Source organism: Rhodococcus sp. ACS1, from assembly GCF_002300155.1.
GTDB classification, from domain to species: Bacteria; Actinomycetota; Actinomycetes; order Mycobacteriales; family Mycobacteriaceae; genus Rhodococcus_F; species Rhodococcus_F koreensis.
Map to the genome: position 1 here is coordinate 47,735 of NZ_NSDZ01000009.1, position 21,101 is coordinate 68,835.

Genomic DNA, 21,101 nt, shown 5'->3' on the forward strand with positions numbered 1-21,101 from the left:
ATGCGTGCGAGAAAATTTCGCCCGCCCCGACCCGTGCGGCACGGGCAGGGTCATCGACTGCCGGCGGTGACGCTGTGGCAGCACTACGGGGATGTTCCGCAGCCGCGGGTGTATCCGCACGGCTCGTTCACTGCCGGCGGTCGGTGCTTGACGGCGTTTCGTTGGCGGATCCGGGTGCTGACGGGTGCCGTGGGAACGGAGTATCAACCGTGTCGGGCGACTCGGTGAACGGGTCCCGTGTGGTTGCCACGTGCACACGGCGGGATGCCGGTCCGGTCCGGGGCCGCTTGGGTGAGGTTGGAAGCCGTGTGGTGTGCTTCTTGAACTGTGTGTTTTGCGGTATGTTGTCGCAACTGCGACCATATGTGTATGGGTGAGATGTCGGTGTCGGCGGCGGCCGCCGAGCTGGGCGTGTCCGGCCGGCAGGTCACTCGTCTCGCGCGGGCGGGGGAGCTGGTGGTGACGCGGGAGGTGGGGAAGGCGTTGCTGTTGGATGCGGGGTCGGTGCACCGTGTGGCGCAGGCGGACCGCCATCGAGGCCGGCCGTGGAACGGGGATGTCGCGTGGGCGGCGTTGGCGATGTTGTCTGGTGTGGGGGTGGATTGGATTTCTCCGTCGCAGGCGAGTCGTTTGAGGCATCGGCTCCGCCGGGCGAGCGCGACCGAGGTGGCGTTTCTTGCCCGCCGGCGCGCACGCGTGCACCGGATGCGGGGATGGGGCGATGATCTGAACACTCTTGTCACCGGCGGGTATGCGGCGGCCACCGGTGTCAGTGCGCTGACCCAGGTTCCGGGGGCGGCGGGCCGGTTCGGTTTGTCGGGAAGGGGTGGTGGTGCTGTGGACGGGTATGTGGTCGGCGACGACCTCGACGGTGTGATCGATACCTTCGGTTTGGTGGCGGACGGTCAGGGGGACGTGACGTTGAGGGTGGTCACTGCGCTGGACCGGTTTTTCACAACGACGACGTTGCCGGTGGCGGCGGTTGCGGTGGATTTGATGGAGTCGCTCGACACTCGGGAGCGCAGCGCCGGGGCGTGGGTGCTGGGGGAGTTGCTCGATGATTTCCGGTGAGCAGCGGCCGGTGTGGACGGTGCAGGCACCGGTCGGTGGGTGGGGGCCGCCGTGGCCGCAGGCCGCCGAGATCGCCCAGATGATTCCGTCCGAGCAGTGGACGTTGATCGGCGGGTTGATGGTTCAGCTTCATGCGGTCCGCGCGGGTGTGCCGCCGACCCGGGCGACCGTCGATGTCGACATGATTCTGCATATCGAGACCGGTGCCGCGACGTTCGGCGGGGTCCGCGCCCGGCTCGAACAGCTCGGATACGAGTTGCAGATGCCGGTGAGGGGGCGGGTGCACCGTTTCGTACGTTCCGGTGGTGTCGAGCAGGTCGATGTGATGGTCGCCGATCACCTGGCACCCCGGTTTCGGCCGAGGGTGTCGGGACGTGAGGTGTTCGCCGTTCCTGCGGGCACGTCCGCGTTGCGTAAGACGGTGGACTGCCTGATCGAGATCGACAGCATGTCAACCAAGTTGAGTGTGCCCGACGTCCTGGGGGCGTTGGTGCTCAAGGGCGCGGCCTACTTCGAGGATCCCCGCGATCGGGGGCGTCATCTCGACGATGCCGTGGTGTTGGCGGGCGCCATCGAGAACCCCGTGGTCGATCGGGCACGGATGAGGGGAAGCGATCGCGGCAGAGTCCGAGCCCTGGCCGATCCGGATCACCGGTCGTGGCTGTCGATGCCCGAGCAACGCCGGAGACGAGGACGTGATGCGTTGCAACTGCTGGTTCAGGAGCCGAAAACGAGAGCTCCTCAGCAGCAACGAAATACACGATAATGAGACACTTTGTCGACTGCCGCTCTACCGGGCGCGGACCTGGCGTAGATCGCAGGTCCCCCCGACGGCGGTGCGGGGCGATCCTGGACACCGAGGCGGAGGCGCTGAACGCCCTTCTGACGGTGGTAGGCCCGGATCGGAACCTGGTGTCGACGAACCGGACCCGCTGACCCTTGGGTGGCTGCCTGGGACCTGGAAACGACCCTGTGGGCGCTGCCGGGGATCGGCCAGGAAGAAGGCAACGAAGCTGATCGCCCGCAAACGCCCCCGGCTGTATCCGATCTTCGTTTCGGTGGTCAGTGAGGTGTTGGGCACCGAGCGAGCACATCTGAACCCGGTCCGGGAGGCCCTGCGCGCAGACGACGGCGCGTTGCATCACCGGTTGCTGTCGATCCGGAAGGAGGCCGGCCTTCCCGACGAGATCTCCGCGCTCCGTGTGTTTGATGTGATCGCGTGGATGGACGGCAAGAACCGCCGCCTGGGAGAGCCTTCTGACCAGGAAAGATGACACGTCCCGGTGCTGTCTTCGACAGGTGCACGAGGATGACGCTTATGCGGATGAAGTTTCACGAGCAGCTCGACGCGCTGACAGACCGTCTGGCGTCGATGTGCCACCTGGCGGGGGAGGCGGTCCGGGCGGCGACCGAGGCCCTGGTGCTGGCGGACCTGCCCCTGGCCGAGCGGGTGTTCGACCTCAACGAACAGATCGAGGAGTTACGCGGTCCGTGCGAGGACCTGGCGATGGCGCTGCTGGCGTTGCAGGGCCCGGTGGCGCGTGATCTCCGTCAGGTGGTCACCGGTGTGCACCTTGTGACGGATCTGAGCCGGATGGGCGGGCTGGTGCAGCATGTGGCCGAAAGCGTCCGCCGCCGTCATCCCGAGCACGTCGCTTCCGGTGAGGCGGAGGAATTGCTCTCCCAGATGGGGCGGGTGGCGGCCGAGTTGGCCGGCCTCGCCGAACGGGTCCTGCGCACGCACGATCCCGAACTGGCCGCCGAGATCGGCAGACGCGACGACGAACTCGACGACCTGCACCGCCGGCTGCTCACCCTGATCGAGGATCCGGCCTGGACCGGCACCATCCCGGCCGCGGTCGATGTCACCTTGTTGGGCCGTTTCTACGAGCGCTTCGGCGACCACACCGTCGTGGTCGGGAGCCGGGTGATTTTCCTCGTCACCGGGGAACAGATGACCCCGTAGGTCGTCGCCGTCACGGGCCGCATCGCCGCGGCCGATCCGAGCGTGGACTTCGCCTCGGGGGGCTCTCGTGAGGGGGTTTGGAGGGAGGTGTTGTGGGGATTTGCCATTCGATGAGTGTGCCTGTGTCTGTGGCGGGGCGGATGGTGGCGGTGCCGTTGAGTTCTTCGGCTCGGTGGCGGATGTTGGCGAGTCCTTGCCCGGGTCGGTGATCGAGGGTGATCCCGGTTCCGTTGTCGCTCACGCGTAGTGCGAGGTGGTGGTCGGAGGCGGTGATGTGGATGCTGCAGGCGGTGGCGTGGGAGTGGCGGGCGGTGTTGCTCAGGGCTTCGGTGAGCGCCGCTTCGAGCGCGAGGCCGGCTTCGTTTCGGGTGAAGGTGTCGACGGGCCCTTCGATCGTCAGGTCGGGGGTGAAGCCGAGGGCGGCGGTGGCGCGTTCGACGATGTCACCGACCGCGCCACTGAGCGAAGCCGCCGGGGTGGTCAGGTCGTGGTGGTGGTGGTGGTGGTGGTGGAGGTTGAAGATGACGGTCCGCAGGCCGCGGACGATGCTGTCGGTTTCGTCGATCAGTGGGTCCAGGTCGGGCGCGCGGCGGGGGTGTCGCCGGGCCAGTGACGTCAATGCCAGCCCTAACCCGAACACCCGTTGGATCGTCAGATCGTGCAGGTCGGTCGCGACTCGGGTTTGCTCCTCGTGCTGTGTGCGCTCCCGTTCGGCGCGGACGAGTTGGTCGCTTTGGGCGAGCAGACTGATGCGCATCCGGTTGACGGCGTCGGCGATGACGGTGATTTCTCGGGGTCCGTTGCCACCGATCGGCCGGGTGTACTGCCCGTTTGCCACGGCGGTGATGTCGGTGAGTAGATTCGTGATCGGCCTGGTCAACATGGGCTGCGTCAGGTATCCGGCGACGAGAACGGTCACGACGGCCAGTGTCAGCGCAACAGTGGTGGCGATGTTCGCGGTTCGCTGCGCGGAGTGGATCTTCTGGATTTGGTCGGCGACGAGTTCGTCGGTGCGAGTGTCCAGGGCGTCGAGGCGATTGCGCAGGGTGTCGAAGAGTTGTTTGTCCGACGTTGTCACGGCGGCGCCTGGGTCCGGTGGTAGGGGTGCGGCCCGGCGGGCGGTGATCTCGGGTCCTGCCGCCTGCGCCGTCCAGTCCTGTGCTGCCTGCTTCACTGCTTCCAGCGCCGCCCGGGCGGGGCCGTCGTCGGCGAGGTCGGCATCGAGGGCGGCCAGTAACTTCGTGGCGTCGGCCCGGCCGGCGTCGTAGGGCTCGAGGAACCGGGGGTCGCCGGTCACCACGAAACCGCGCTGCCCGGTTTCTTGATCGACGAACGCCGTCCGCAACATCGCCACAGCCTGTTGGGCGGGGATCGCATCCTGGTCGTCGGGAACGGACGGTTCGGCCGCAGGTCACAACTTGGGGTGTCGCACTGAAACATGTTCCTGTCGGCCTGGTCGGGCGGACAATGATCATCATGGACGACAGTGAAGAACACGACATCGACGTCGTCCGAAGCCGACTGATCCAGCGGTACCCCGATCTCGACCCGGAGGTGGTCGAGGACCTGATCGTGGTCGTGCTCGCTCGGTTCGACGGATGCCGCATCCGGAATTTCGTCCCGCTGCTGGTCGAGCGGGCCGCCACCCGCACACTCGATGCCACCTACAGTCACCCACCGGCGTATCCGGAAACGGTGCGCACACTCGAAGTTCCGACCACCGCACACCCCGAGCCGGCGGTGCGGTCCGCGCCCAACATTCGAGGAGTGCGGCGTATTTTCGCGCCTCGCTCACCACGTCTGTCGTGAGCGGTGACACGAGCTGACCAGGCCCCGGCGCGGAAACGGAGACGGCGGCTGGGTGTGAGCCTAATCCTTGGACGAAACCGGAGGCGCCGACTTCGACGGTGCGGGCGCATGCCCCGACATCGAGATCAACTACTCGTCGAGTAGTTGAAATGACCCTACTCTGCAAGGGATTTCGTCGACCACGGGGTGGGGCCGCGAACTCGGCGACGCAGGCCCCCGCCAGCCCGGTACCCCAGATCGGTTGGCGGGGTGCAGGAAATTGCGATTACGCAGGATGCGTCACGCGATCCCGGGCGCGCGGCGCCGGACCACCTTTAACGGGAGGCGGCACCCACGAGGACGACGACCGCGGTCAGGACCGCGGCGAGGGTCATCGCCGCGGCCGCTGGCACGCCGAGGAAGCGCCGGTCCGCGGGCCGCTGCTGATGGGCGAGCTTGAGCGCCACCCACGCCCCCTGCGCGAGGACCCCGGCCACGAAGGCGAGCAGCACCGGCATCAGCCCGTCCGGGATCGGCACGGCACTCGTGACGAAGGCGCCCGCGACCGGGCTCAGGCACGCCACCGCGATCCACGGGGACGCCCGCCGGCGCGGCGGCGCCCCCAGCAGGGCGCCCAACGCCAAACCCTCGCTGGCCGCGTGCACCAGCAGGGCCACGACCACGAAGACCGAGCCGGTCAAGGCCAGGGTCGCCCCCTCCAGGAAGCGGTGCAGGCCCAGCCCGCAGGCCGCACCGATGCCGCCGCCGCGGCCCGGCTCGCACGGGCAGCCGACCCGGACCACGCCGCCCATCGCGCCGAACGAGGCGAGCGCGGTCACCTGCACCGCCCACAGCGGCAGCCTGGCAGCCTGCGCCTCGTCCCACGCGTCGGGCAGCAGGTCGAGCACCGCGATGATCAGCAAGATCCCCGACGCGGCGGCCAGCAGCAGCGCCGACCGATCGGAGCCGCGCCAACCAGGCACCGGCCACCGTGGCGACGGCCACCAGAACCACAGCCACCAAAGTTTCGGTCGAGGGCGGGCTGCAACCCGGCAACATCGCCGCCATGGGCGCTCGTTGCGTACAGCACGGAGAGCACGCCCCCTCCCCGATGAGGATGGTTGTGCTTGCCTTGGCCGGGCGAACCGGCTCCGTATCTCACTATTCCACCGCCGACCACCCCACGCTCAAGCCTGGGTTGAATCCAGGAATGACCTGCCCAGAAGTCCCCGATGTCCGGACGCGTGGGGCGCCCGAACCGGACTAGCGTCAAAGGGGAACCACCAACCACCTCGATGAGGAGGGGGCATGACTTTGACCCGCGAACTGTTCGACACCATGACCGCCAAGTCCGGGCTGAGCAGCGAAGTCCTCGCCGGCGCCGTGGACGCCCTGCAGGAATGCGAGGAAATCGTCGCGGCCTGCTCGATGGGCATGCTGCGGCGCGCAGGACGCCCTGGAACTGGCCCCCGCGATCAGCCGGGACCTGGACTGCGCCGACATCCTCGGCGTCACCCGCCGCGTCCTGACCCGCGGCAGCGGACCCGACCACACCCTGATCGCCGCCCAGGTCGAAGCCTGCCTGCTCGCGTGTGAGCGCAGCCACGAGCTGTGCAGCCAGCACGCGGACCACCACGCGCACTGCCGGATGTGCGCGGATGCGACCGGTCGCTGCGCCGACATGTGCCGGAAGGTTCTGAGTTCACTGCGTGCATAGGAGAATTCACCTATCGCCCACGCGGGCTGCCGGGCACCTGCGGAACGTGCGTGGGCTACGGCCGCACTTGGTTCCACCCACGAACACACGCCGGATGCATCACCGGGCCTCATGGGGCCTCGGCGCGCACGGCGGTCGAGCAACGCCCCGGATTTTGCGACTGGTCCATCGCAGGACCTCGTGAGGTCGTTCCACGTCGTACGGAAGAGTTCTGGCAGCTTCGAGCCGTTTCTCTGCAGACACAGACGATCACCGGCACTACCGCGCCGGAGGAGCCGTCGCCCTCGACGGCGCTGACCGCGGTCGGGATCGGAAGGTCAGGGTGCGCGGGTCAGGACGAGGTCGGCTGCGCGCCACGCGGCGCGTCGGTGGGTGTGCGTCGTTCGGCGAACTGCAGGAAACAGGAAATACGTGTCGGCGTCCGGGTTGACGATGGTGGGCAGCAGCCGCCGCCACGCCGCGGTGACCCGGCGGGGTAGGTCGTCGAGGGCGCCGGGCGGCGAGCACCCGGGCACCGTAGGCCATCTCCACCAGCTCAAGCGCCCGGCGGACCAGGTTCCGACACTGCAGGGTCCAGGCCTCGAAGACGGTCGGCGCCTCGCCGCCGCCGTGGTAGTCGCGGCCGACATCGGCGCACACCCCGATCAGGAGCAGATGTGGATCCTGTGCGGCGGAGCGGATGACCGCCCTGATGGCCTCGTTGTCGAGGCGCCCACAACGGCCGCGGTCTCGGGTAGACGGACGAACGCATTCAGCGGGTGCTGTGAATGGGTGAAGAGGTGGTGGCGCGTCATGGGAGTGTCGATAAAATTACCCATGGTGTGCCGGGAAGCCTGGTCGGCGCGGGGATGGACTGCCGCGATCGGCGGCAGGGACCCCGTCCCTCGTGATCGGGGGCTTCATAGATGCGCGAAGTGGCGATCGTCCTGTTCCTGGTGGTGCTGGCCACGGCGGTGGCGACCTTCGCCCGGCGCTGGCGCATTCCCGCCCCGTCGCTGTTGGTGCTCGCCGGTCTCGCGGTGGCGCTGATACCGGGGGCGCCCGAGCTGCGGATTCCGCCGCAGACCATTGCTCTGGTGGTGCTTCCGCCTCTGCTGTACGCGGCGGCGGAGGAGCTGTCGCTGCGGGATCTGCGGATGGTGTGGCGGCCGGTGACGGTCCTCGCGTTCGGGCTCGTCCTGGCCTCGGCGGCGGCGGTGGGTTATGTCGCGGTGGCGGTGACGGGCCTGCCGCCGGTGATGGCGTTCGTGCTGGGCGCGGTGTTGGCCAGTACCGATCCGGTGGCGGTGACCGCGCTCGGCCGGCGCCTGGCGCTGCCCGGGCGCGTGCAGGTCCTGGTGCAGGCGGAGAGCCTGTTCAACGATGCCACCTCGCTCGTGCTGTTCAAGGTCGCCGTCGGCGTCGCGGTGGCGGCGGGCGCGGTGAGCTGGCCGGCGGTCGGCGGGGAGTTCGTGCTGCTCGCGGGCGGTGGCAGCGTCATCGGCGGCGCCGTCGCCGGGGTGGTGGCGTTGATCCGCCGGCGGACCACGGATCCGGTGCTCGAGACGGTGATCGCCCTGGTCACCCCGTACATCGCGTACGTGCTGGCGGAATCCGCGCACACCTCCGGGATCACCTCGGTGGTGGTCGCGGGGGTTCTGCTCGGCCGTTCCCGTCACCGTTTCAGCGACGCCCAGATCCGCCTCCAAATCCAGGCCGTGTACGCGGTCGTGGTGTTCCTGTTGGAGAGTGTGGTGTTCAGCATCGTCGGTCTGGCGCTGCCCACCCTGGTGCGCGATCTGCCCAGCGGCACCGGATGGTGGCCGCTGCAGGCATTGCTCCTCGCCGCCGTGCTGATCGGTATCCGGGTGCTGTGGATGCTGCCGTTGTCCGCCGCCGCGAAGTCCACCGGCTCTCGGCCCTCCTGGCGGGTGGCGGCGGTGGTGACGTGGGCCGGAACTCGGGGCGTGATGCCCCTGGCCGCCGCGCTGTCCATCCCGCTGACCACCACCAGCGGGGCCCTTTTGCCCGGGCGGCCGTTGGTGCTGGTGCTCACCACCGCCGTCGTCGTCTTCACCCTGGTCGTCCAGGGCCTGAGCCTGGCTCCGATCGTGAACCGCTCCGGACTGGCCCTGGAACCCGAGCACACCGCCCGTGAGGAGGCCGACGCCCGCGACATCCTCGACCGCGCCGCCCTCGCCTACATCGAGCACCTCGCCGAGCTGGAGACCCACCCCGAGCCCGTCATCGACCGCATGCGGCGCGGCCTCGCTGCTCGGCTCGACCACACCACCGACCGCCCCGACGGCAGCACCATGCACGCTGCCTACCGCGAGCTGCGGCACGAAGTGATCGCCGTCCAGAACGCTGAACTGCGCCGCCTGTTCGACGAGCACCGGATCAGCGACGCCACCCGCAGAAGCCTGCAGAACGACCTCGACCGGGAGGAAGCCGCCCTCGGCGACCGCTGACGGCGTGACGAGGTCGGTACCGCGATCGGTTGTGCGCGGCGCCGCGCGGCGGGCGGCACGGGTACGGACAGGTCTGGCCGTGAGGGTGGGGAAGCTCGGAGCAGGTCGCCGTGCTTGATCAGGCGTCGGGCCGGACCGTGATATCACCAGCAAGGCAACGAGTTTCGATGCTCTCGCGATCCGGGTTTGAGGGGGGGCCTCCTGCCGGGTGAGTGGTTGAACCGGTTCGCCGAGACCGCCCGGCCGAAGTCGCGTTGGGGGTGGCCTTCGGTGTCGGCCGGGACATCTGCGGAAGCGCGCTGCAGTTGCTGGTGAACCTGTCCGGGATGGCATTGGCCGGTTGGGCAAACCCTGGCTTTCCGGCAGGCCGGCGGTGTTGTCACGGATGTCGGTTCGCCGGGCCGAGGTTTCGGACGACTACCGGGAAGTGATGCGGTTGGTCGTCAGCCGGTCGAATCGGGCGTTGTTGCGGTGGAGGGTGTGTGGGGTCCTGGTCGGTTGGTCACGCACTCGACGGGAGTCGTCGTCGCCCAGGGCTCGGTCGCCGGAGTCACGGGGAATCGATGCGCAGGGGTCCTCCGGTACGGTGCCGGCTGCCCGGCAGGTGTCATGTTCCGCGGTTTTCATGTTCCTCGGTGGTCATGGGGTGACGGGTACCCGTGGGGTCGGGTGGGGTGGGTGTTGAGGTAGCGGATCGTCAGGGCGGCGCCGAGGAACGATCCGAGGAGCAGGACTGTGACGAGTAGATCACCCACGAGGAGGTTTCCTTCATGCATGTAGTTCACCGGACCCCACCAGCATCGACCGCGAGTGGGCCGGTGGGAAGACGTCCGGCACATTCTTCGCGAGATCTATACGCGCACCCGGGTGCGCGCGGCCGGGCGTCCTCCGCGGGTCGCACGCCTTCGGTCTGGCACCGCCGTGGCCGCAGTCAATCCGGCTCGTGTAAAGCGAACCCGACACCGCGAACAGTGCGGACCGACTGCGGAGCACCGATGGACGCCAGCTTTCGACGGAGTGACCAAATATGTACGTTGAGGACGTTCGTGCTCGACTCGCAGGGGATTCCCCAGACGAGTAGCAAGAGGCGTCGGCGCGGGACGACGCGGCCGGCGTTCCGGGCCAGGATGGTCATCAGATCGAACTCGGTGTTTGTCAGAGTTGTTCGTATTCCGTTCCGTTCGATCGTGTTACACCCCCTGTGCAAGAGCAGGTGCGAACTGCTCACCTGACTCGCATCCGGCGGTAGGGCCCTCGTCCGGCGAAGTATCGATCGGGTCCAGGCGATCAGTACCGCCGGGCTCACCGCCCGTGTAGGACGTGATCGGCGCCGGCGTCGAGCAACGCGATTCGTTCATCGATGGAGTGAAAGGCACCGACCACGATGAGGGCGGCCTCGAATCGCGTGGCCCGCAGGGCCTCTACGGTGGCGAGCCCGTGGCGGCGATGCGATCGTATATCGACGATTGCCACGTCCCAGGGCAGCACGCCATTGTCGCGGAGGCGGGCGATGACGGATCGTTCCACTTCGGCGTCGACGAGCACCATGCATGCGGGATGCACGGTGGGGGCGAGGAGGGTGTTCATCGGTAGTCCTTGGACTGGTTTTCCTGCGATGTCGCGCGCTGTCGATTATTGGTTCTGCTCCGCCGAGGTGTCGTCGGCCGGCGGTGACGGCTGTCGAAGTCCATCGCGCATGCAGCGCCGCGAGATGCGACGTCCCTGGGATCCGTGGCAGTCCGCGCGGTCGCATCCGCACGGTGCCCGCGGTTCCCGGTACCGGGTCAGGAGGGTGTGGTGACCTTTCCCGCATGTCACCGTGTCCGCCGGTCGGTGTCGGGTTCGCCGCGTCCGATCACTGCGCCGGGTTCGGTGCGGTCGGGCGCGAACATCGCCTCGAGATGGGCCTTGATCTCCTCGGTGCTCATCGTCCCCGCGGAACGGCGGGCTGGGGTGGCCGGTGTCCTCGATGAGTTCATGTGTGCGGTTCCTTGTCTTCGTGTCCTGTGAATCGTGTTGTAATGGAGGTCTTCTCGACACTTGATCAGTGCAATGGACGTGGGGCCCGCGCCGACAGAGCCGGGAAGGTTGGCCGGGGTGGCGGGGCAGGTCCGTGTGGGGTCAGAGGCCCACGGCGTGTTCGAGTGCGTCGAGTTCGTGGCCGAGGTGGGCGGTCAGCGTGTGCAGGTGCGGCACGGTGCGGCGGCAGCCGGTGATCCCGAAGGAGATGATGTCGTCGTTGCTGGTGCAGGTGATGTTGAGTCCCTGCCCGTCGACGGGGATGGAGAGCGGGTACACCGCGTCGAGCCGGGCACCGTTCCAGTACAGCGGGCGGCGTGGCCCGGGTACGTTGGAGATGATCAGGTTGAACGGTGGACGCAGTCGCGGGTGGTGCCCGAACAGCATGCTCGCCCCGGCCGGGGCGGCGCCGAGTGCGCTCATCGCCAGGATCTGTGCCGTGCTCATCGCGGCCAGGGCTTGTTTGCCTTCGCGCATGCAGGTGCGCACGGTGTTCAGCCTGGCCGCCGGGTCGGGTAGGTGGGTGCCGAGATTGTACATCAGCACCCCGATACCGTTGCCGCCGTGGCTTCCCTGTTGTTCGTCGCGCAGCGAGACCGGGACCATCGCGATCAGTGGTTGTGCGGGCAGCGCGCCGTTCCAGTGCAGGTAGCTGCGCAGCGCCCCCGCGGACATGGCGAGCACCACATCGTTGATGGTGGCATCGGCCGCCTTGGCGACCAGACGCAGCCGTTCGAGCGGCCAGGACCGGGCCGCGAACTGGCGAGCACCCGAAATCGGTTCGTTGAATATGGTTCTGGGGGCGGTCAGGGAGAGTGGTCCGCCTTGATCGCGGGCCGCTCGGCCGAGGGTGCCGGCCAGGGCGGGGACGAGTCCGGCGAGTTCGCCGACCGCGCCGCGGGCGGTGCGGACCGCCGCCCTCGGCAGATCGGCCGCGCCTGCCGTGCCGACGGCGTCGGTCGCCGGGCCCGCTGGCCGTGGGTGAGGGGGCTGCCACGGTGCGGGCATCCCGCGTTCGTCGGGGTCCTCGCTGAGGGTGCGGCGCAGCATGCTCATCGCGCTGACCCCGTCCGCGACGGCGTGGTGCATCTTGGTGTACATCGCGTAGCGGCCGTCGCGCAGTCCCTCGATCAGGTGGGTCTCCCACAGCGGGCGGCTGCGATCGAGCAGGGCGGAGTGTAGGCGAGCGCACAGCGCCCACAATTGCGCCTCGCCTCCGGGCTCGGGCAGGGCGTCGTGGCGGACGTGATGCCCGAGATCGAGGCGGGAGTCCATTTCCCAACCCCACTGTCCCAGCGAGGTCCACGACCGCCGGGCCCGTTTCCCCAGTTGCGGGGCCACGCCCCGATCGCCGTCGGTCAGCGCGGTATCGAGCAGTGCCCGCATGTCCCGGGCGTCGGCCCCCTCGGGCGGTTGGAAGATCTGCACACCCCCGACGTGCAGGGGATGTTCACGCGACTCGCCGAGCAGAAACATCGAGTCCAGTGGCGACATGGGAAGCAACATGGCGTTGACCTTTCGAACCTCGAACGGGCAGACGGATCACGTAAATCCGTCGTCGTGAAAAACTGTGGTGGCGGTGCACCCTCACGCACCGGGCCGGGGGGAGCTGCGCTCGACCGCCTCGATGAGATCTTTTCTCGTGGCCGCGGATTCCCGATGAGCGGGCGACGGTGGACCGCAGGTGTGGGGCGGCGACCCGTGGGGTGGGGGGACGGAGGTGGCGGCGAGCAGCGGTTCAACCCCGGGGGTGGGGGACCGCCGGGTGTGGGCGCGCGTCCAGGTACCGGATCACCCGGGCGATACCGCCGCGAGGGAGCCGACAAGCACCGGTACCAACAGCACATCACCCACGGAAAGTGTCCTTCTGTCCACGTGATCATCGAGTCGGGCACAGACCAGAGTGCGCCCCGCGCACCGGCATCGGCCACCGGCCGACGAATTCTTCGCGATATCCATACGCAGACCCAGGCCGCCTCACTCACCCCTCGGATCGAACATCTGGCCCGGGTGGGGGGCGGTCGACGCCGCCGTCGCCACCTGCTGGTCGACGAGCGACCATGAAACGTAACGAAATTCGCGGCGAACCTCCGCCGCACCGGACAACTGGACCGCCGCGGCCGTGCGCCGGGGCGCGGGCGGGCGGGAGCCTCCGGGCGAGCCTGTTTCCTTTACACCCATGCGGCGCCGTGGCCGATTATGGTTCGACGTGGCCCCGCCCAGCGGGCACGGTGACGATCATCGTGACGACGCCGGGGGTCTCGTCGGGCACGATGGTGCCGCCCATGGGGTCTGACACGGTTATGGCAGCTGCGTGATCAACTCGGCAACGGCGTGCGGCCTCTCGCGGAGAGTGAGGTGTCCGCATCGGGGAATGGTGCGTAACTCGACGTCGAGCAGCGAACGGACCGGGTCGCGGAGACGTTCCGGCTCGAGGAGTGTGTCGTGTTCACCGGTTGCGACGATGATCGGAAGCTGCCCCGCCCACCTGCGGACCGTGTCGGTGGGCAGCCGTCGCGGAGGTCGCGACGGCGTGCAGTCTCGGGTGAGCATGCTGAACCAGTCGGTCAGGTTTTCGTCGGCGAGGTAGCGCGGGGACAGCAGATGCGTCAGGATTCGTTCGCTGTTGCCGCCCCTGCTGTTGCGGATCGATCTGGTACGGAGCCTAGTCAGGGCGCGGGTGGGTGTCAGTGGGACGAGTCCGGCGGGATTGACCAGGACCAGTGCCGCGATACCCGCACTCGGGGTGGCGGCCAGTGCGATGGCCGCTCCCAGAGCGTGGCCGACCAGGATGACCGGTTCCGCACTCAGTTGCGGCAGCAGGTTGTCGAGCCATGCACCGTAGGCGCGGAGTCGGTGCCGGTGAGGGCGGTGTGAGGAGCTCAGCCCCGGCTCTCCCGGGATGTCCGGGACGAAGACGCGGTGCTTGCCGTGCAGGAGGCGCACGGTCGGGAGCGTCGTCGCCGCGTTCAGTCCCGTCCCCGGCAGGAGGACCACCGGGGGCAATCCGGCACGGGTACCGGTGCTCAGGACGGTGGTCGACCCGAGTGGCGTCTCGAGCCGGGTCAGTGAGTGCGTCACATCCCGGTGCTGCAGTTGTTCTCGGCACCAGCGCCGGACCCGGACACTGGCGTCGGTGTCGCGGTAGATCCCGTGCGACGACGTCAGCGGCACTTTCATGGCACTCGTTCCGGCTGCACAGGCTCCGCCCGGACAGCCGTGGGCCGGGAAGCCGCATACCAGGCCACGGCGAGCGGCGTCGCCGTCGGCGGCACGTGACCGATTCGCACCCTCGCGGTCCCCGGCGTGCTCACGGCCGGTTGTTCGGGGTGGGTGTGGCCGCCGGGAGCGCGCCGCGGCGGATGTCCCCCGGCGCGGGCCTCGCGGCGGGATGGGTGACGTGTTCGGCCGAGTCCAGCAGCCAGGGAACGCTGGTGACCATCACGCCCGGTGTGTACAGCAGCCGGCCCTTGAGGCGCAGGGCGCTCTGGTTGTGCAGCAGGTGTTCCCACCAGTGCCCGACGACGTATTCGGGGATGTAGATGGTGATGACCTCGCGCGGGTTGTCGCGGCGGATGGTCTTGATGTAGTTGGCGATCGGCCGGGTCACCTCCCGGTAGGGGGACGCGAGCACCTTCAGCGACACCGGCATGCTGTGCTTGTCCCACTCCTTCTGCAGGCGGGGGGTGTCGTCGCTTTGCACGGTGACGGCCTCGAGGGTCGAGGGCCGGGTGGCGCGGGCGTAGGCGAGGGCGCGGGCGGCCGGTTTGTGCAGCTGGGAGATCAGGACGATGGCGTGCACCTGGGAGGGCAGGTCGAAGCTGTCCTCGTCGAGGACGAGCGCGGCGGCCACCCGGTCGTAGTGCCGGCGGATGGCCTTCATCATCACGAAGAGGATCGGCATCGCGATGACCACCAGGTAGGCGCCCTGGGTGAACTTGGTGGCGGTCACGATGATCAGCACCAGCCCGGTGAGGGCGCAGCCGACACCGTTGACGGCCCGCCGCAACCGGATGCGGTGCCGTTCCGCGCGGTCCGGTTCGGCGCGCAGCAGGCGGTTCCAGTGCCGGACCATCCCGGCCTGGCTCAGGGTAAACGACGTGAACACCCCGAGGATGTAGAGCTGGATCAGGTGGGTGACCGAGGCGTCGAAGATGACGATCAGGATGCCGGCGGCCAGGGCGAGGAGCACGATGCCGTTGCTGAACGCCAGCCGGTCGCCGCGGGTGTTGAGCTGGCGGGGTAGGTAGCGGTCGCGGGCCAGGATCGAGGCCAGTAGCGGGAACCCGTTGTAGGCGGTGTTCGCGGCCAGGATCAGGATCAGGACGGTGGCGGCCTGGATGTAGAAGAACCCGACATTGGTGGTCCCCCCGAACACCGCGGCCGCGATCTGCGCGATCACCGTGCGCTGCGGATCGGTGTCACAGTTGCCGGTGAAACCCACCAGGTCGCAGGTGTGTTCCGCGATGCGGACCTTGCTGACGATGGCCAGTGCGGTGATGCCGGCGAACATCACGATTGCGGTGGCCCCCATCGCGACGAGGGTCTTGGCGGCGTTGGTGCTCTTGGGTTTGCGGAAGGCGGGGACCCCGTTGGAGATGGCCTCGACCCCGGTCAGCGCGGTGCAGCCGGAGGAGAAGGCGCGCAGTGCGAAGAACACCAGTGCCAGCCCGGTGATCCCGGAGTGTTCCGGGGTGATCGAGTAGGCGGCGCTCTCGGCGACCGGTGCATCCCCGAGTAGCACCCGGATCAGGCCGGTGACGATCAGGACGAGGACGCCGGCGATGAATCCGTAGGTGGGGACGGCGAAGGTTTTGCCGGATTCGCGGACCCCGCGCAGGTTCATCGCGGTCAGCAGGATCACGAAGCCGACCGCCAGTTCGACCCGATGCGGATTGAGTGAGGGCAGCGCGGAGATGAGGTTGTCGACTCCGGCGGCCACCGACACCGCGACGGTCATCACGTAGTCGACGAGCAGGGCGGCGGCGACCGTCAACCCGGCGGACGGCCCCAGGTTGCGGTTCGCGACCTCGTAGGATCCGCCGCCGCTGGGGTAGGCGAAGACCACCTGCCGGTAGGAGAGGACCACCACCGCCAGCAGCACGACCACTGCCGCACCCAGGTACGGGGTGAGGTACAGGTACGCCAGCCCGCCGAGCGAGAGGACCAGCAGAATTTCCTGGGTGGCGTAGGCCACCGACGAGAGGGGGTCGGAGGCGAAGATCGGTAGGGCCAGCCGCTTGGACAGCAACTGGTCACCGAGATGCTCACTGCGCAGCGCACGCCCGAGGATCAGGCGCCGCGCGGCATGTACGGCTTTGGACACGGCCGAAGCGTACGTCCCGACCACGGCGAAATCGCCCGGCCGAGGCGTCAAGATCCCGTCAAGAAACCAACCCCGGTGGTAGCTCACTGTCAGCGACGTCCCGCACACGCGGCATCAATGTTCGGGATGTCGTCGTCAGAATGACGTCAAGACCAGCAACAGTGGCGTGTACCCGGTGTAACTGTGGAATCAGGTCTCCCGTGTGATCCGCTGCGGACACCCGAGGGGATCCCAGGGAGCTCGTCATGACCATGCATCGCCCGTTCGCCCACGCACGCCGCCGTCAGAACGTGTTGATCGACCTGTCGTCGACGGAGTTGACCGCCGACAGTCGGGCGATCGACGACGCGCTGAGCGCGGTGATCGGGCAGCCGCACCTGCGATTGGTGGGTGTGTGCTGCAGCGTGGGTACCGCTGCCGCCGATTCCGGGCTCGTCGAGAGGCGTGTCGACCAGGCGATCGGTGTGATGGAGCAGGTTCGGCGTGACTACGGCCTGATCTTGACCGAATTGATCGTCGGGGAGGACCAGGACCTCGCGACCGCCTCCGGAGACGGACTACCGAATCAAGACGCACTTCTCGCCGCCATCGACGACGCGCTCGATGACGCGTGCGCCCGCAACCGGTATCCCCGGCCGGCGGTCATCCTGATGACACACCCGACCGTGATCGCAGGTGCCCCCGCGCCCGCCCGGTCGGTGGTCCGATAGCAGCGCCGAGACGCCCACCGTTGGGGCGACCCGAGACCCCGGAGCCGAACGCCGTGCGCGGCGGGCTTCCTTGCGTTCACGTGAGCACGATGCCGTGGAGATCGGATTGGAACAGCTGCTCGTCGCGTAGGGAGCACATAAATAATCCGTCCTGATCCGTGCGGATTGCGCAAATGTCCCTGCCGCGCGGGGTCTGTCGGGGCCTACTGTCCGCGGTATGCGCAATCCGGATGCCTCCGCGAACCCGGCCGACCGCCACGGGCCGGACGCGCTCCCCGGCGCGTCAGAGCTGCGGGAGCTGGTGAACCACCCGCACATCGTGGAGATGCTCGATGCGCTCTCCCTGCGGCCGCAGACGGCGACCGCGCTCGGAGCACGTGCGCGGTTGCGGCCGCGCCCTCTCATGGCCGCCCTTCGGATCCTCGCCGCCCGCGGGCTGGTAGCCGGCGACCGGGGCGGCAGCTGGGATACCCGCGCACCGCACCCCACCACATATTGGTTGACCGATCGCGGCCGGCGAACTGCAGACCTGCTGTCCTCGTTCTGGGTGTGGACGGCTTTGTATGCGCGACCCGACGGGTCGCGCGGACAGTGAATTTCAGCTCCGCGGCACCGCCACCGTCAGTGTGCGGATTCTGCGGCTCAACCTTCCGCTCGACGTCGATGTGCTCGAACTGACTGATGTGCTCGAACTGACCGTCGGTAGCGCGGATTTCGACGGGCGCGGAGCCCCGGGTGTCGCCGGAGCCGGCCGTCATCACCCGGTGCCCTGGGGGTCTCGACACTTTCTCACCGGAGGTGTTGTCATCGTCGACGCCGTCGCGACGGTCAGGGTTCGAAGCGGTAGCCCATGCCGGGTTCGGTGATGAGGTGACGGGGGCGCGATGGGTTCGGCTCGAGCTTGTGGCGGAGCGAGGCCAGGTAGATCCGCAGATAGTGGGTGTCGGTGGCGTGGCCGGGTCCCCAGACCGCGGTCAGGAGTTGTTTCCGCTCGATGAGTGTCCGAGGGCTGCGCAACAGCGGTTCGAGGATTGCCCATTCGATCGGGGTGAGGTGAACCATCTTGCCTTCGGTGCCGGTGACGGTTTTACGGGTGAGGTCGACCCGCAGGTCGCCGACGTCGATGATGTGTGGCCGGGTGCTGTCGGGGGTGCGCCGGATGACGGCACGGACGCGGGCGAGGAATTCGTCGATGCCGAACGGTTTGGTGATGTAGTCGTCGGCGCCGGCGTCGAGCACGGCCACCTCCTCGTGCGGTTCGGTGTGCCTGGCCAGGACGATGATCGGCCTGCGGCTCCAGCCGTGCACTCCCGCGACGGTCTCGGGGTCGGGAAGGTCGAGGTCGAGGACCACGAGGTCGGGATCCCAGGTGGCGGCCTGGGTGAGGGCGCGGGCGGGGTCGGGTGCGGTCCGTACCTCGTAGTGCCGCGCCCGGAGGGTGAGATCGAGGGCCTGGCGCAGCTGTGGTTCGGCCCCGACGAGAAGAATCCGGTTCATGCGGGATCGCTGAGGTGGTCTGGGTGGGGGGTGGTCCGGGCTGTGGGCAGGGTGACGATCATCGTGACGCCGCCGCCGGGGGTCTCGTCGGGCACGAGGGTGCCGCCCATGGCCTCGGTCAGGCCCTGGGACAGCGCCAGTCCGAGTCCGACCCCGCTGCCGTTGTCGGTGTCGCCGAGCCGCTGGAAGGGTTGGAAGACGAGTTCGCGTTTGTCGTGGGGTATTCCGGGGCCGCGGTCGACGACCCGCAGTTCGACGGTGTCGCCGTGCGCGCTCGCCGCGACCAGGACACTGCGGCCCGGTGGGGTGTGGCGCAGGGCGTTGGCGATCAGGTTGACCAGGACCCGCTCGAGCAGGGCGGGGTCGGCGAGCACGTCGGGCACCTCGTCGGGGATCTGGAGTTCAACGGCGCCCGCGCCGAGGGCGTCGAGGGCCAGCGGGATGACCTCGTCGAGCGCGGTCGGCGCGGTGGCGATGCCGAGTGCGCCGGCCTGCAGGCGGCTCATGTCGAGCAGGTTTGTGACCAACCGGTCGAGCCGTTGCAGCGAGGTGGCGGCAGTGTCGAACAGATCGCCCCGGTCCTGATCGGACCAGACCACCTCGGGGCTGCGCAGGCTCTCCACCGCCGCCGTCGCCGAGGCGAGCGGGGTGCGCAGGTCGTGGCTGACGGCGGCGAGCAGCGCGGTGCGCATCCGGTCGGCCTCGGCGAGGGGCCGGACCCGGTCCGCCTCGTCCGCGAGTCGTTGCTGGCGCAGCGCCACCGCGGCCTGGGCGGCGAAGGCCTCGAGGACCTGCCGGTCGGCGGCCGGGAGTGTCGCCCCGCACAACACCAGGGACAGGTCGTCGTCGACGGCGACGACCATGTCGCCCTCGTCCGGGCTGGTGCAGGGCTCGCCGCCGACCGTGTCGGCCACCCGCCACCGCGCCGGTTCCTGCTGGCGGGCCGGCGTCAACGGGATCTCGGGTGGACGTTCGAGCAGGGTGACGCTGGTCAGGGCGTAGGTTTCGCGTAGCCGTTCGAGGATCGCGGGCAGTGCCTTCTCCCCGCGCAGCACGCTGCCCGACAGGTTCGCCAGGACGGTGGCGTTCGCACTGGCGCGGGCCGCCTCGCGGGTGCGGCGGGCGGCCAGGTCGACCACGGCGCTGACCGCGACCGCGATCACCACGTAGGCGAGCAGCGCGAGCACATTCTGGGCCTCGGCGATGGTGAACGTGTAGAGCGGCGGGGTGAAGTAATAGTTGAGCAGCGCGGACCCGAGCAGGGCGGCGACCAGCGCCGGCCACAACCCGCCCGCCAGCGCCACCCCGACGACCCCGATCAGGAAGATGAGGATGTCACTCGGCAGCGACAGGTGCCCCCGCAGGTTCGCCAGCGCGATCGACAGGAGCGGCATCCCGACGACGGCGAGACCGAAGCCGGCCGCCCGCCGCCGCCGGGTGAGCGCCGACAACTGTTGGGCGCGGCCCTGTTTGGTCGCCTCGTGGGTGACCATGTGCACGTCGATACTGCCCGAGCGCGCGGTCACCTCCACCCCGACCCCGCGGGAGAAGACCTGCGCGACCCGACCCCGTCGCGACGCGCCCAGCACCAGCTGGGTCGCGTTGACGCCGCGGGCGAAGTCGAGCAGGGCGCCGGGAACGTTATCGCCCACCACGTGATGGAAGGTGCCGCCGAGGCTTTCCACCAGTGCCCGCTGCCGGGCCAGGTGGGCGGGGTTGGCGCCGGCCAGACCGTCGCTGGGGGTGATATGGATGGCGAACAGGTCGGCGCCCTTGGACCGGTCCGCGATCCGCGCGGCCCGGCGGATGAGGGTTTCCCCTTCGGGACCGCCGGTCAATCCGACGACGACGCGTTCGCGCGCCTCCCAGGTGCCGGTGATGTGGTGGTCGGCCCGGTAGCGGTCGAGCTGGTCGTCGACCTTGTCGGCCAGCCAGAGCATCGCCAATTCGCGCAGGGCGGTGAGGTTGCCGACCCGGAAGTAGTTGCCGAGGGCGGCACCGACCTTCTCCGGCGGATAGACGTTGCCGTGGGCCATCCGGCGCCGCAAGGCTTCGGGGGCCATGTCCACCAGCTCGACCTGATCCGCGCGGCGCACCACCTCGTCGGGAACGGTCTCGCGCTGCGGTATGCCGGTGATCTGCTCGACGACGTCGTTGAGCGACTCGAGGTGCTGGATGTTGACGGTGGAGATGACATCGATGCCGGCATCGAGGAGATCCTCGATGTCCTGCCAACGCTTCTCGTTCTTCGACCCCGGCACGTTGGTGTGGGCGAGCTCGTCGACGATGGCCACCCGGGGTGCACGCGCGATCACCGCGTCGGTGTCCATCTCGGGGAACGTGGCGCCGCGGTAGGTCATGGTCTTGACGGGCACCATCTCGAGGCCGTCGAGCATCTCCTGGGTGCGCGGCCGGCCGTGGCAGTCGACGTAGCCGACGACCAGGTCGGTGCCGCGTTCGACGCGGCGCTGCCCCTCGCCGAGCATGGCGTAGGTTTTCCCGACCCCGGGTGCGGCGCCGAGGTAGATGCGCAGGGTGCCCCTCACGGCGCCTCCCT

21 protein-coding genes are annotated in these 21,101 nt (G+C 68.8%); 9 read left to right on the forward strand and 12 right to left on the reverse strand.

Annotated elements, in window-relative coordinates:
• Positions 1-369 precede the first annotated feature (369 nt).
• The 4 genes from CJ179_RS37645 to phoU are packed head-to-tail and all read left to right on the forward strand — an operon-like array spanning position 370 to position 3,037.
• Positions 370-1,071 carry a hypothetical protein gene (locus CJ179_RS37645; protein WP_095864930.1) on the forward strand — a complete coding sequence of 234 codons (702 nt, stop codon included), beginning with the start codon at positions 370-372 and terminating at the stop codon, positions 1,069-1,071.
• Positions 1,058-1,837 carry a hypothetical protein gene (locus CJ179_RS37650; RefSeq protein WP_257015991.1) on the forward strand — a complete coding sequence of 260 codons (780 nt, stop codon included), beginning with the start codon at positions 1,058-1,060 and terminating at the stop codon, positions 1,835-1,837. The genes CJ179_RS37645 and CJ179_RS37650 overlap by 14 nt, the downstream gene beginning before the upstream one ends.
• On the forward strand, positions 1,770-2,345 hold the full coding sequence (locus CJ179_RS53355) for a DUF6308 family protein (RefSeq protein WP_257015992.1): 576 nt from the start codon (positions 1,770-1,772) through the stop codon (positions 2,343-2,345). Before CJ179_RS37650 ends, CJ179_RS53355 begins: the two co-directional genes overlap by 68 nt.
• A 44-nt stretch (positions 2,346-2,389) precedes the next feature.
• Positions 2,390-3,037, forward strand: coding sequence for a phosphate signaling complex protein PhoU (phoU, locus tag CJ179_RS37660; RefSeq protein ID WP_095864880.1), 648 nt, complete (start codon positions 2,390-2,392; stop codon positions 3,035-3,037).
• A gap of 10 nt (positions 3,038-3,047) precedes the next feature.
• Here the strand turns inward: phoU and CJ179_RS37665 are convergent, their stop codons facing one another.
• The gene (locus tag CJ179_RS37665) at positions 3,048-4,409 is read right to left on the reverse strand and encodes a CHASE3 domain-containing protein (protein WP_257016009.1); all 1,362 of its coding nucleotides are present in this window, start codon (positions 4,407-4,409) and stop codon (positions 3,048-3,050) included.
• A 104-nt stretch (positions 4,410-4,513) separates the two neighbouring features.
• Here CJ179_RS37665 and CJ179_RS37670 point away from each other — a divergent pair, with 104 nt between their 5' ends.
• Positions 4,514-4,846, forward strand: a complete 333-nt coding sequence (locus CJ179_RS37670) for a three-helix bundle dimerization domain-containing protein (protein ID WP_095864932.1) — start codon at positions 4,514-4,516, stop codon at positions 4,844-4,846.
• A gap of 314 nt (positions 4,847-5,160) precedes the next feature.
• Here CJ179_RS37670 and CJ179_RS37675 read toward each other — a convergent pair whose 3' ends face one another.
• Entirely contained in the window at positions 5,161-5,808 is a 648-nt protein-coding gene (locus CJ179_RS37675) for a hypothetical protein (RefSeq protein WP_095864882.1), read from the reverse strand.
• 325 nt (positions 5,809-6,133) lie between these two features.
• Between CJ179_RS37675 and CJ179_RS37680 the strand changes: the two genes are divergently transcribed.
• Positions 6,134-6,421, forward strand: a complete 288-nt coding sequence (locus tag CJ179_RS37680) for a hypothetical protein (RefSeq protein ID WP_218834898.1) — start codon at positions 6,134-6,136, stop codon at positions 6,419-6,421.
• A gap of 438 nt (positions 6,422-6,859) precedes the next feature.
• Here the strand turns inward: CJ179_RS37680 and CJ179_RS37685 are convergent, their stop codons facing one another.
• Positions 6,860-7,057 (reverse strand): hypothetical protein, encoded by a 198-nt coding sequence (locus CJ179_RS37685; RefSeq protein WP_095864883.1) that lies wholly within the window; start codon positions 7,055-7,057, stop codon positions 6,860-6,862.
• 390 nt (positions 7,058-7,447) lie between these two features.
• Between CJ179_RS37685 and CJ179_RS37690 the strand changes: the two genes are divergently transcribed.
• Positions 7,448-8,992, forward strand: coding sequence for a Na+/H+ antiporter (locus CJ179_RS37690; protein ID WP_095864884.1), 1,545 nt, complete (start codon positions 7,448-7,450; stop codon positions 8,990-8,992).
• A 623-nt stretch (positions 8,993-9,615) separates the two neighbouring features.
• On the opposite strand, the gene CJ179_RS53360 is transcribed toward CJ179_RS37690, so the two are convergent.
• From CJ179_RS53360 to CJ179_RS37725, 7 genes are all read right to left on the reverse strand, one after another.
• Positions 9,616-9,747, reverse strand: coding sequence for a hypothetical protein (locus tag CJ179_RS53360; protein WP_257015993.1), 132 nt, complete (start codon positions 9,745-9,747; stop codon positions 9,616-9,618).
• Positions 9,748-9,923: 176 nt separating this feature from the next.
• On the reverse strand, positions 9,924-10,127 hold the full coding sequence (locus tag CJ179_RS53365; protein ID WP_257015994.1) for a winged helix-turn-helix domain-containing protein: 204 nt from the start codon (positions 10,125-10,127) through the stop codon (positions 9,924-9,926).
• Between the two features lie 167 nt (positions 10,128-10,294).
• Positions 10,295-10,579 (reverse strand): hypothetical protein, encoded by a 285-nt coding sequence (locus tag CJ179_RS53370; RefSeq protein WP_257015995.1) that lies wholly within the window; start codon positions 10,577-10,579, stop codon positions 10,295-10,297.
• A 227-nt stretch (positions 10,580-10,806) separates the two neighbouring features.
• Complete coding sequence (locus CJ179_RS51725) at positions 10,807-10,971, reverse strand: hypothetical protein (RefSeq protein ID WP_179377818.1); 165 nt, start codon at positions 10,969-10,971, stop codon at positions 10,807-10,809.
• 142 nt (positions 10,972-11,113) lie between these two features.
• Positions 11,114-12,517, reverse strand: a complete 1,404-nt coding sequence (locus tag CJ179_RS37710; RefSeq protein WP_095864887.1) for a wax ester/triacylglycerol synthase family O-acyltransferase — start codon at positions 12,515-12,517, stop codon at positions 11,114-11,116.
• A gap of 795 nt (positions 12,518-13,312) precedes the next feature.
• Positions 13,313-14,191 (reverse strand): alpha/beta fold hydrolase, encoded by an 879-nt coding sequence (locus CJ179_RS37720; protein ID WP_095864889.1) that lies wholly within the window; start codon positions 14,189-14,191, stop codon positions 13,313-13,315.
• 130 nt (positions 14,192-14,321) lie between these two features.
• Positions 14,322-16,337 (reverse strand): APC family permease, encoded by a 2,016-nt coding sequence (locus CJ179_RS37725; protein WP_095864933.1) that lies wholly within the window; start codon positions 16,335-16,337, stop codon positions 14,322-14,324.
• Between the two features lie 245 nt (positions 16,338-16,582).
• Here CJ179_RS37725 and CJ179_RS37730 point away from each other — a divergent pair, with 245 nt between their 5' ends.
• Complete coding sequence (locus CJ179_RS37730) at positions 16,583-17,047, forward strand: decarboxylase (protein ID WP_257015996.1); 465 nt, start codon at positions 16,583-16,585, stop codon at positions 17,045-17,047.
• Between the two features lie 217 nt (positions 17,048-17,264).
• The gene (locus CJ179_RS37735) at positions 17,265-17,642 is read left to right on the forward strand and encodes a hypothetical protein (protein WP_257015997.1); all 378 of its coding nucleotides are present in this window, start codon (positions 17,265-17,267) and stop codon (positions 17,640-17,642) included.
• Positions 17,643-17,875: 233 nt separating this feature from the next.
• On the opposite strand, the gene CJ179_RS37745 is transcribed toward CJ179_RS37735, so the two are convergent.
• Positions 17,876-18,544, reverse strand: a complete 669-nt coding sequence (locus CJ179_RS37745; RefSeq protein WP_095864891.1) for a winged helix-turn-helix domain-containing protein — start codon at positions 18,542-18,544, stop codon at positions 17,876-17,878.
• Entirely contained in the window at positions 18,541-21,030 is a 2,490-nt protein-coding gene (locus tag CJ179_RS37750; RefSeq protein ID WP_373560184.1) for a DUF4118 domain-containing protein, read from the reverse strand. Before CJ179_RS37750 ends, CJ179_RS37745 begins: the two co-directional genes overlap by 4 nt.
• Positions 21,031-21,101 lie beyond the last annotated feature (71 nt).

What these genes read in the sequence shown, in the direction of transcription:
- CJ179_RS37710 (WP_095864887.1), bottom strand. Translation starts at nt 12,517, where the DNA reads ATGTTGCTTCCCATGTCGCCACTGGACTCGATGTTTCTGCTCGGCGAG.
- CJ179_RS51725 (WP_179377818.1), bottom strand. Translation starts at nt 10,971, where the DNA reads ATGAACTCATCGAGGACACCGGCCACCCCAGCCCGCCGTTCCGCGGGG.
- CJ179_RS37650 (WP_257015991.1), top strand. Translation starts at nt 1,058, where the DNA reads ATGATTTCCGGTGAGCAGCGGCCGGTGTGGACGGTGCAGGCACCGGTC.
- CJ179_RS37690 (WP_095864884.1), top strand. Translation starts at nt 7,448, where the DNA reads ATGCGCGAAGTGGCGATCGTCCTGTTCCTGGTGGTGCTGGCCACGGCG.
- phoU (WP_095864880.1), top strand. Translation starts at nt 2,390, where the DNA reads ATGCGGATGAAGTTTCACGAGCAGCTCGACGCGCTGACAGACCGTCTG.
- CJ179_RS37750 (WP_373560184.1), bottom strand. Translation starts at nt 21,030, where the DNA reads ATGCTCGGCGAGGGGCAGCGCCGCGTCGAACGCGGCACCGACCTGGTC.
- CJ179_RS37745 (WP_095864891.1), bottom strand. Translation starts at nt 18,544, where the DNA reads ATGAACCGGATTCTTCTCGTCGGGGCCGAACCACAGCTGCGCCAGGCC.
- CJ179_RS53370 (WP_257015995.1), bottom strand. Translation starts at nt 10,579, where the DNA reads ATGAACACCCTCCTCGCCCCCACCGTGCATCCCGCATGCATGGTGCTC.
- CJ179_RS37720 (WP_095864889.1), bottom strand. Translation starts at nt 14,191, where the DNA reads ATGAAAGTGCCGCTGACGTCGTCGCACGGGATCTACCGCGACACCGAC.
- CJ179_RS37645 (WP_095864930.1), top strand. Translation starts at nt 370, where the DNA reads ATGGGTGAGATGTCGGTGTCGGCGGCGGCCGCCGAGCTGGGCGTGTCC.
- CJ179_RS53365 (WP_257015994.1), bottom strand. Translation starts at nt 10,127, where the DNA reads ATGACCATCCTGGCCCGGAACGCCGGCCGCGTCGTCCCGCGCCGACGC.
- CJ179_RS53355 (WP_257015992.1), top strand. Translation starts at nt 1,770, where the DNA reads ATGCGTTGCAACTGCTGGTTCAGGAGCCGAAAACGAGAGCTCCTCAGC.
- CJ179_RS37735 (WP_257015997.1), top strand. Translation starts at nt 17,265, where the DNA reads ATGCGCAATCCGGATGCCTCCGCGAACCCGGCCGACCGCCACGGGCCG.
- CJ179_RS37680 (WP_218834898.1), top strand. Translation starts at nt 6,134, where the DNA reads ATGACTTTGACCCGCGAACTGTTCGACACCATGACCGCCAAGTCCGGG.
- CJ179_RS37670 (WP_095864932.1), top strand. Translation starts at nt 4,514, where the DNA reads ATGGACGACAGTGAAGAACACGACATCGACGTCGTCCGAAGCCGACTG.
- CJ179_RS37730 (WP_257015996.1), top strand. Translation starts at nt 16,583, where the DNA reads ATGACCATGCATCGCCCGTTCGCCCACGCACGCCGCCGTCAGAACGTG.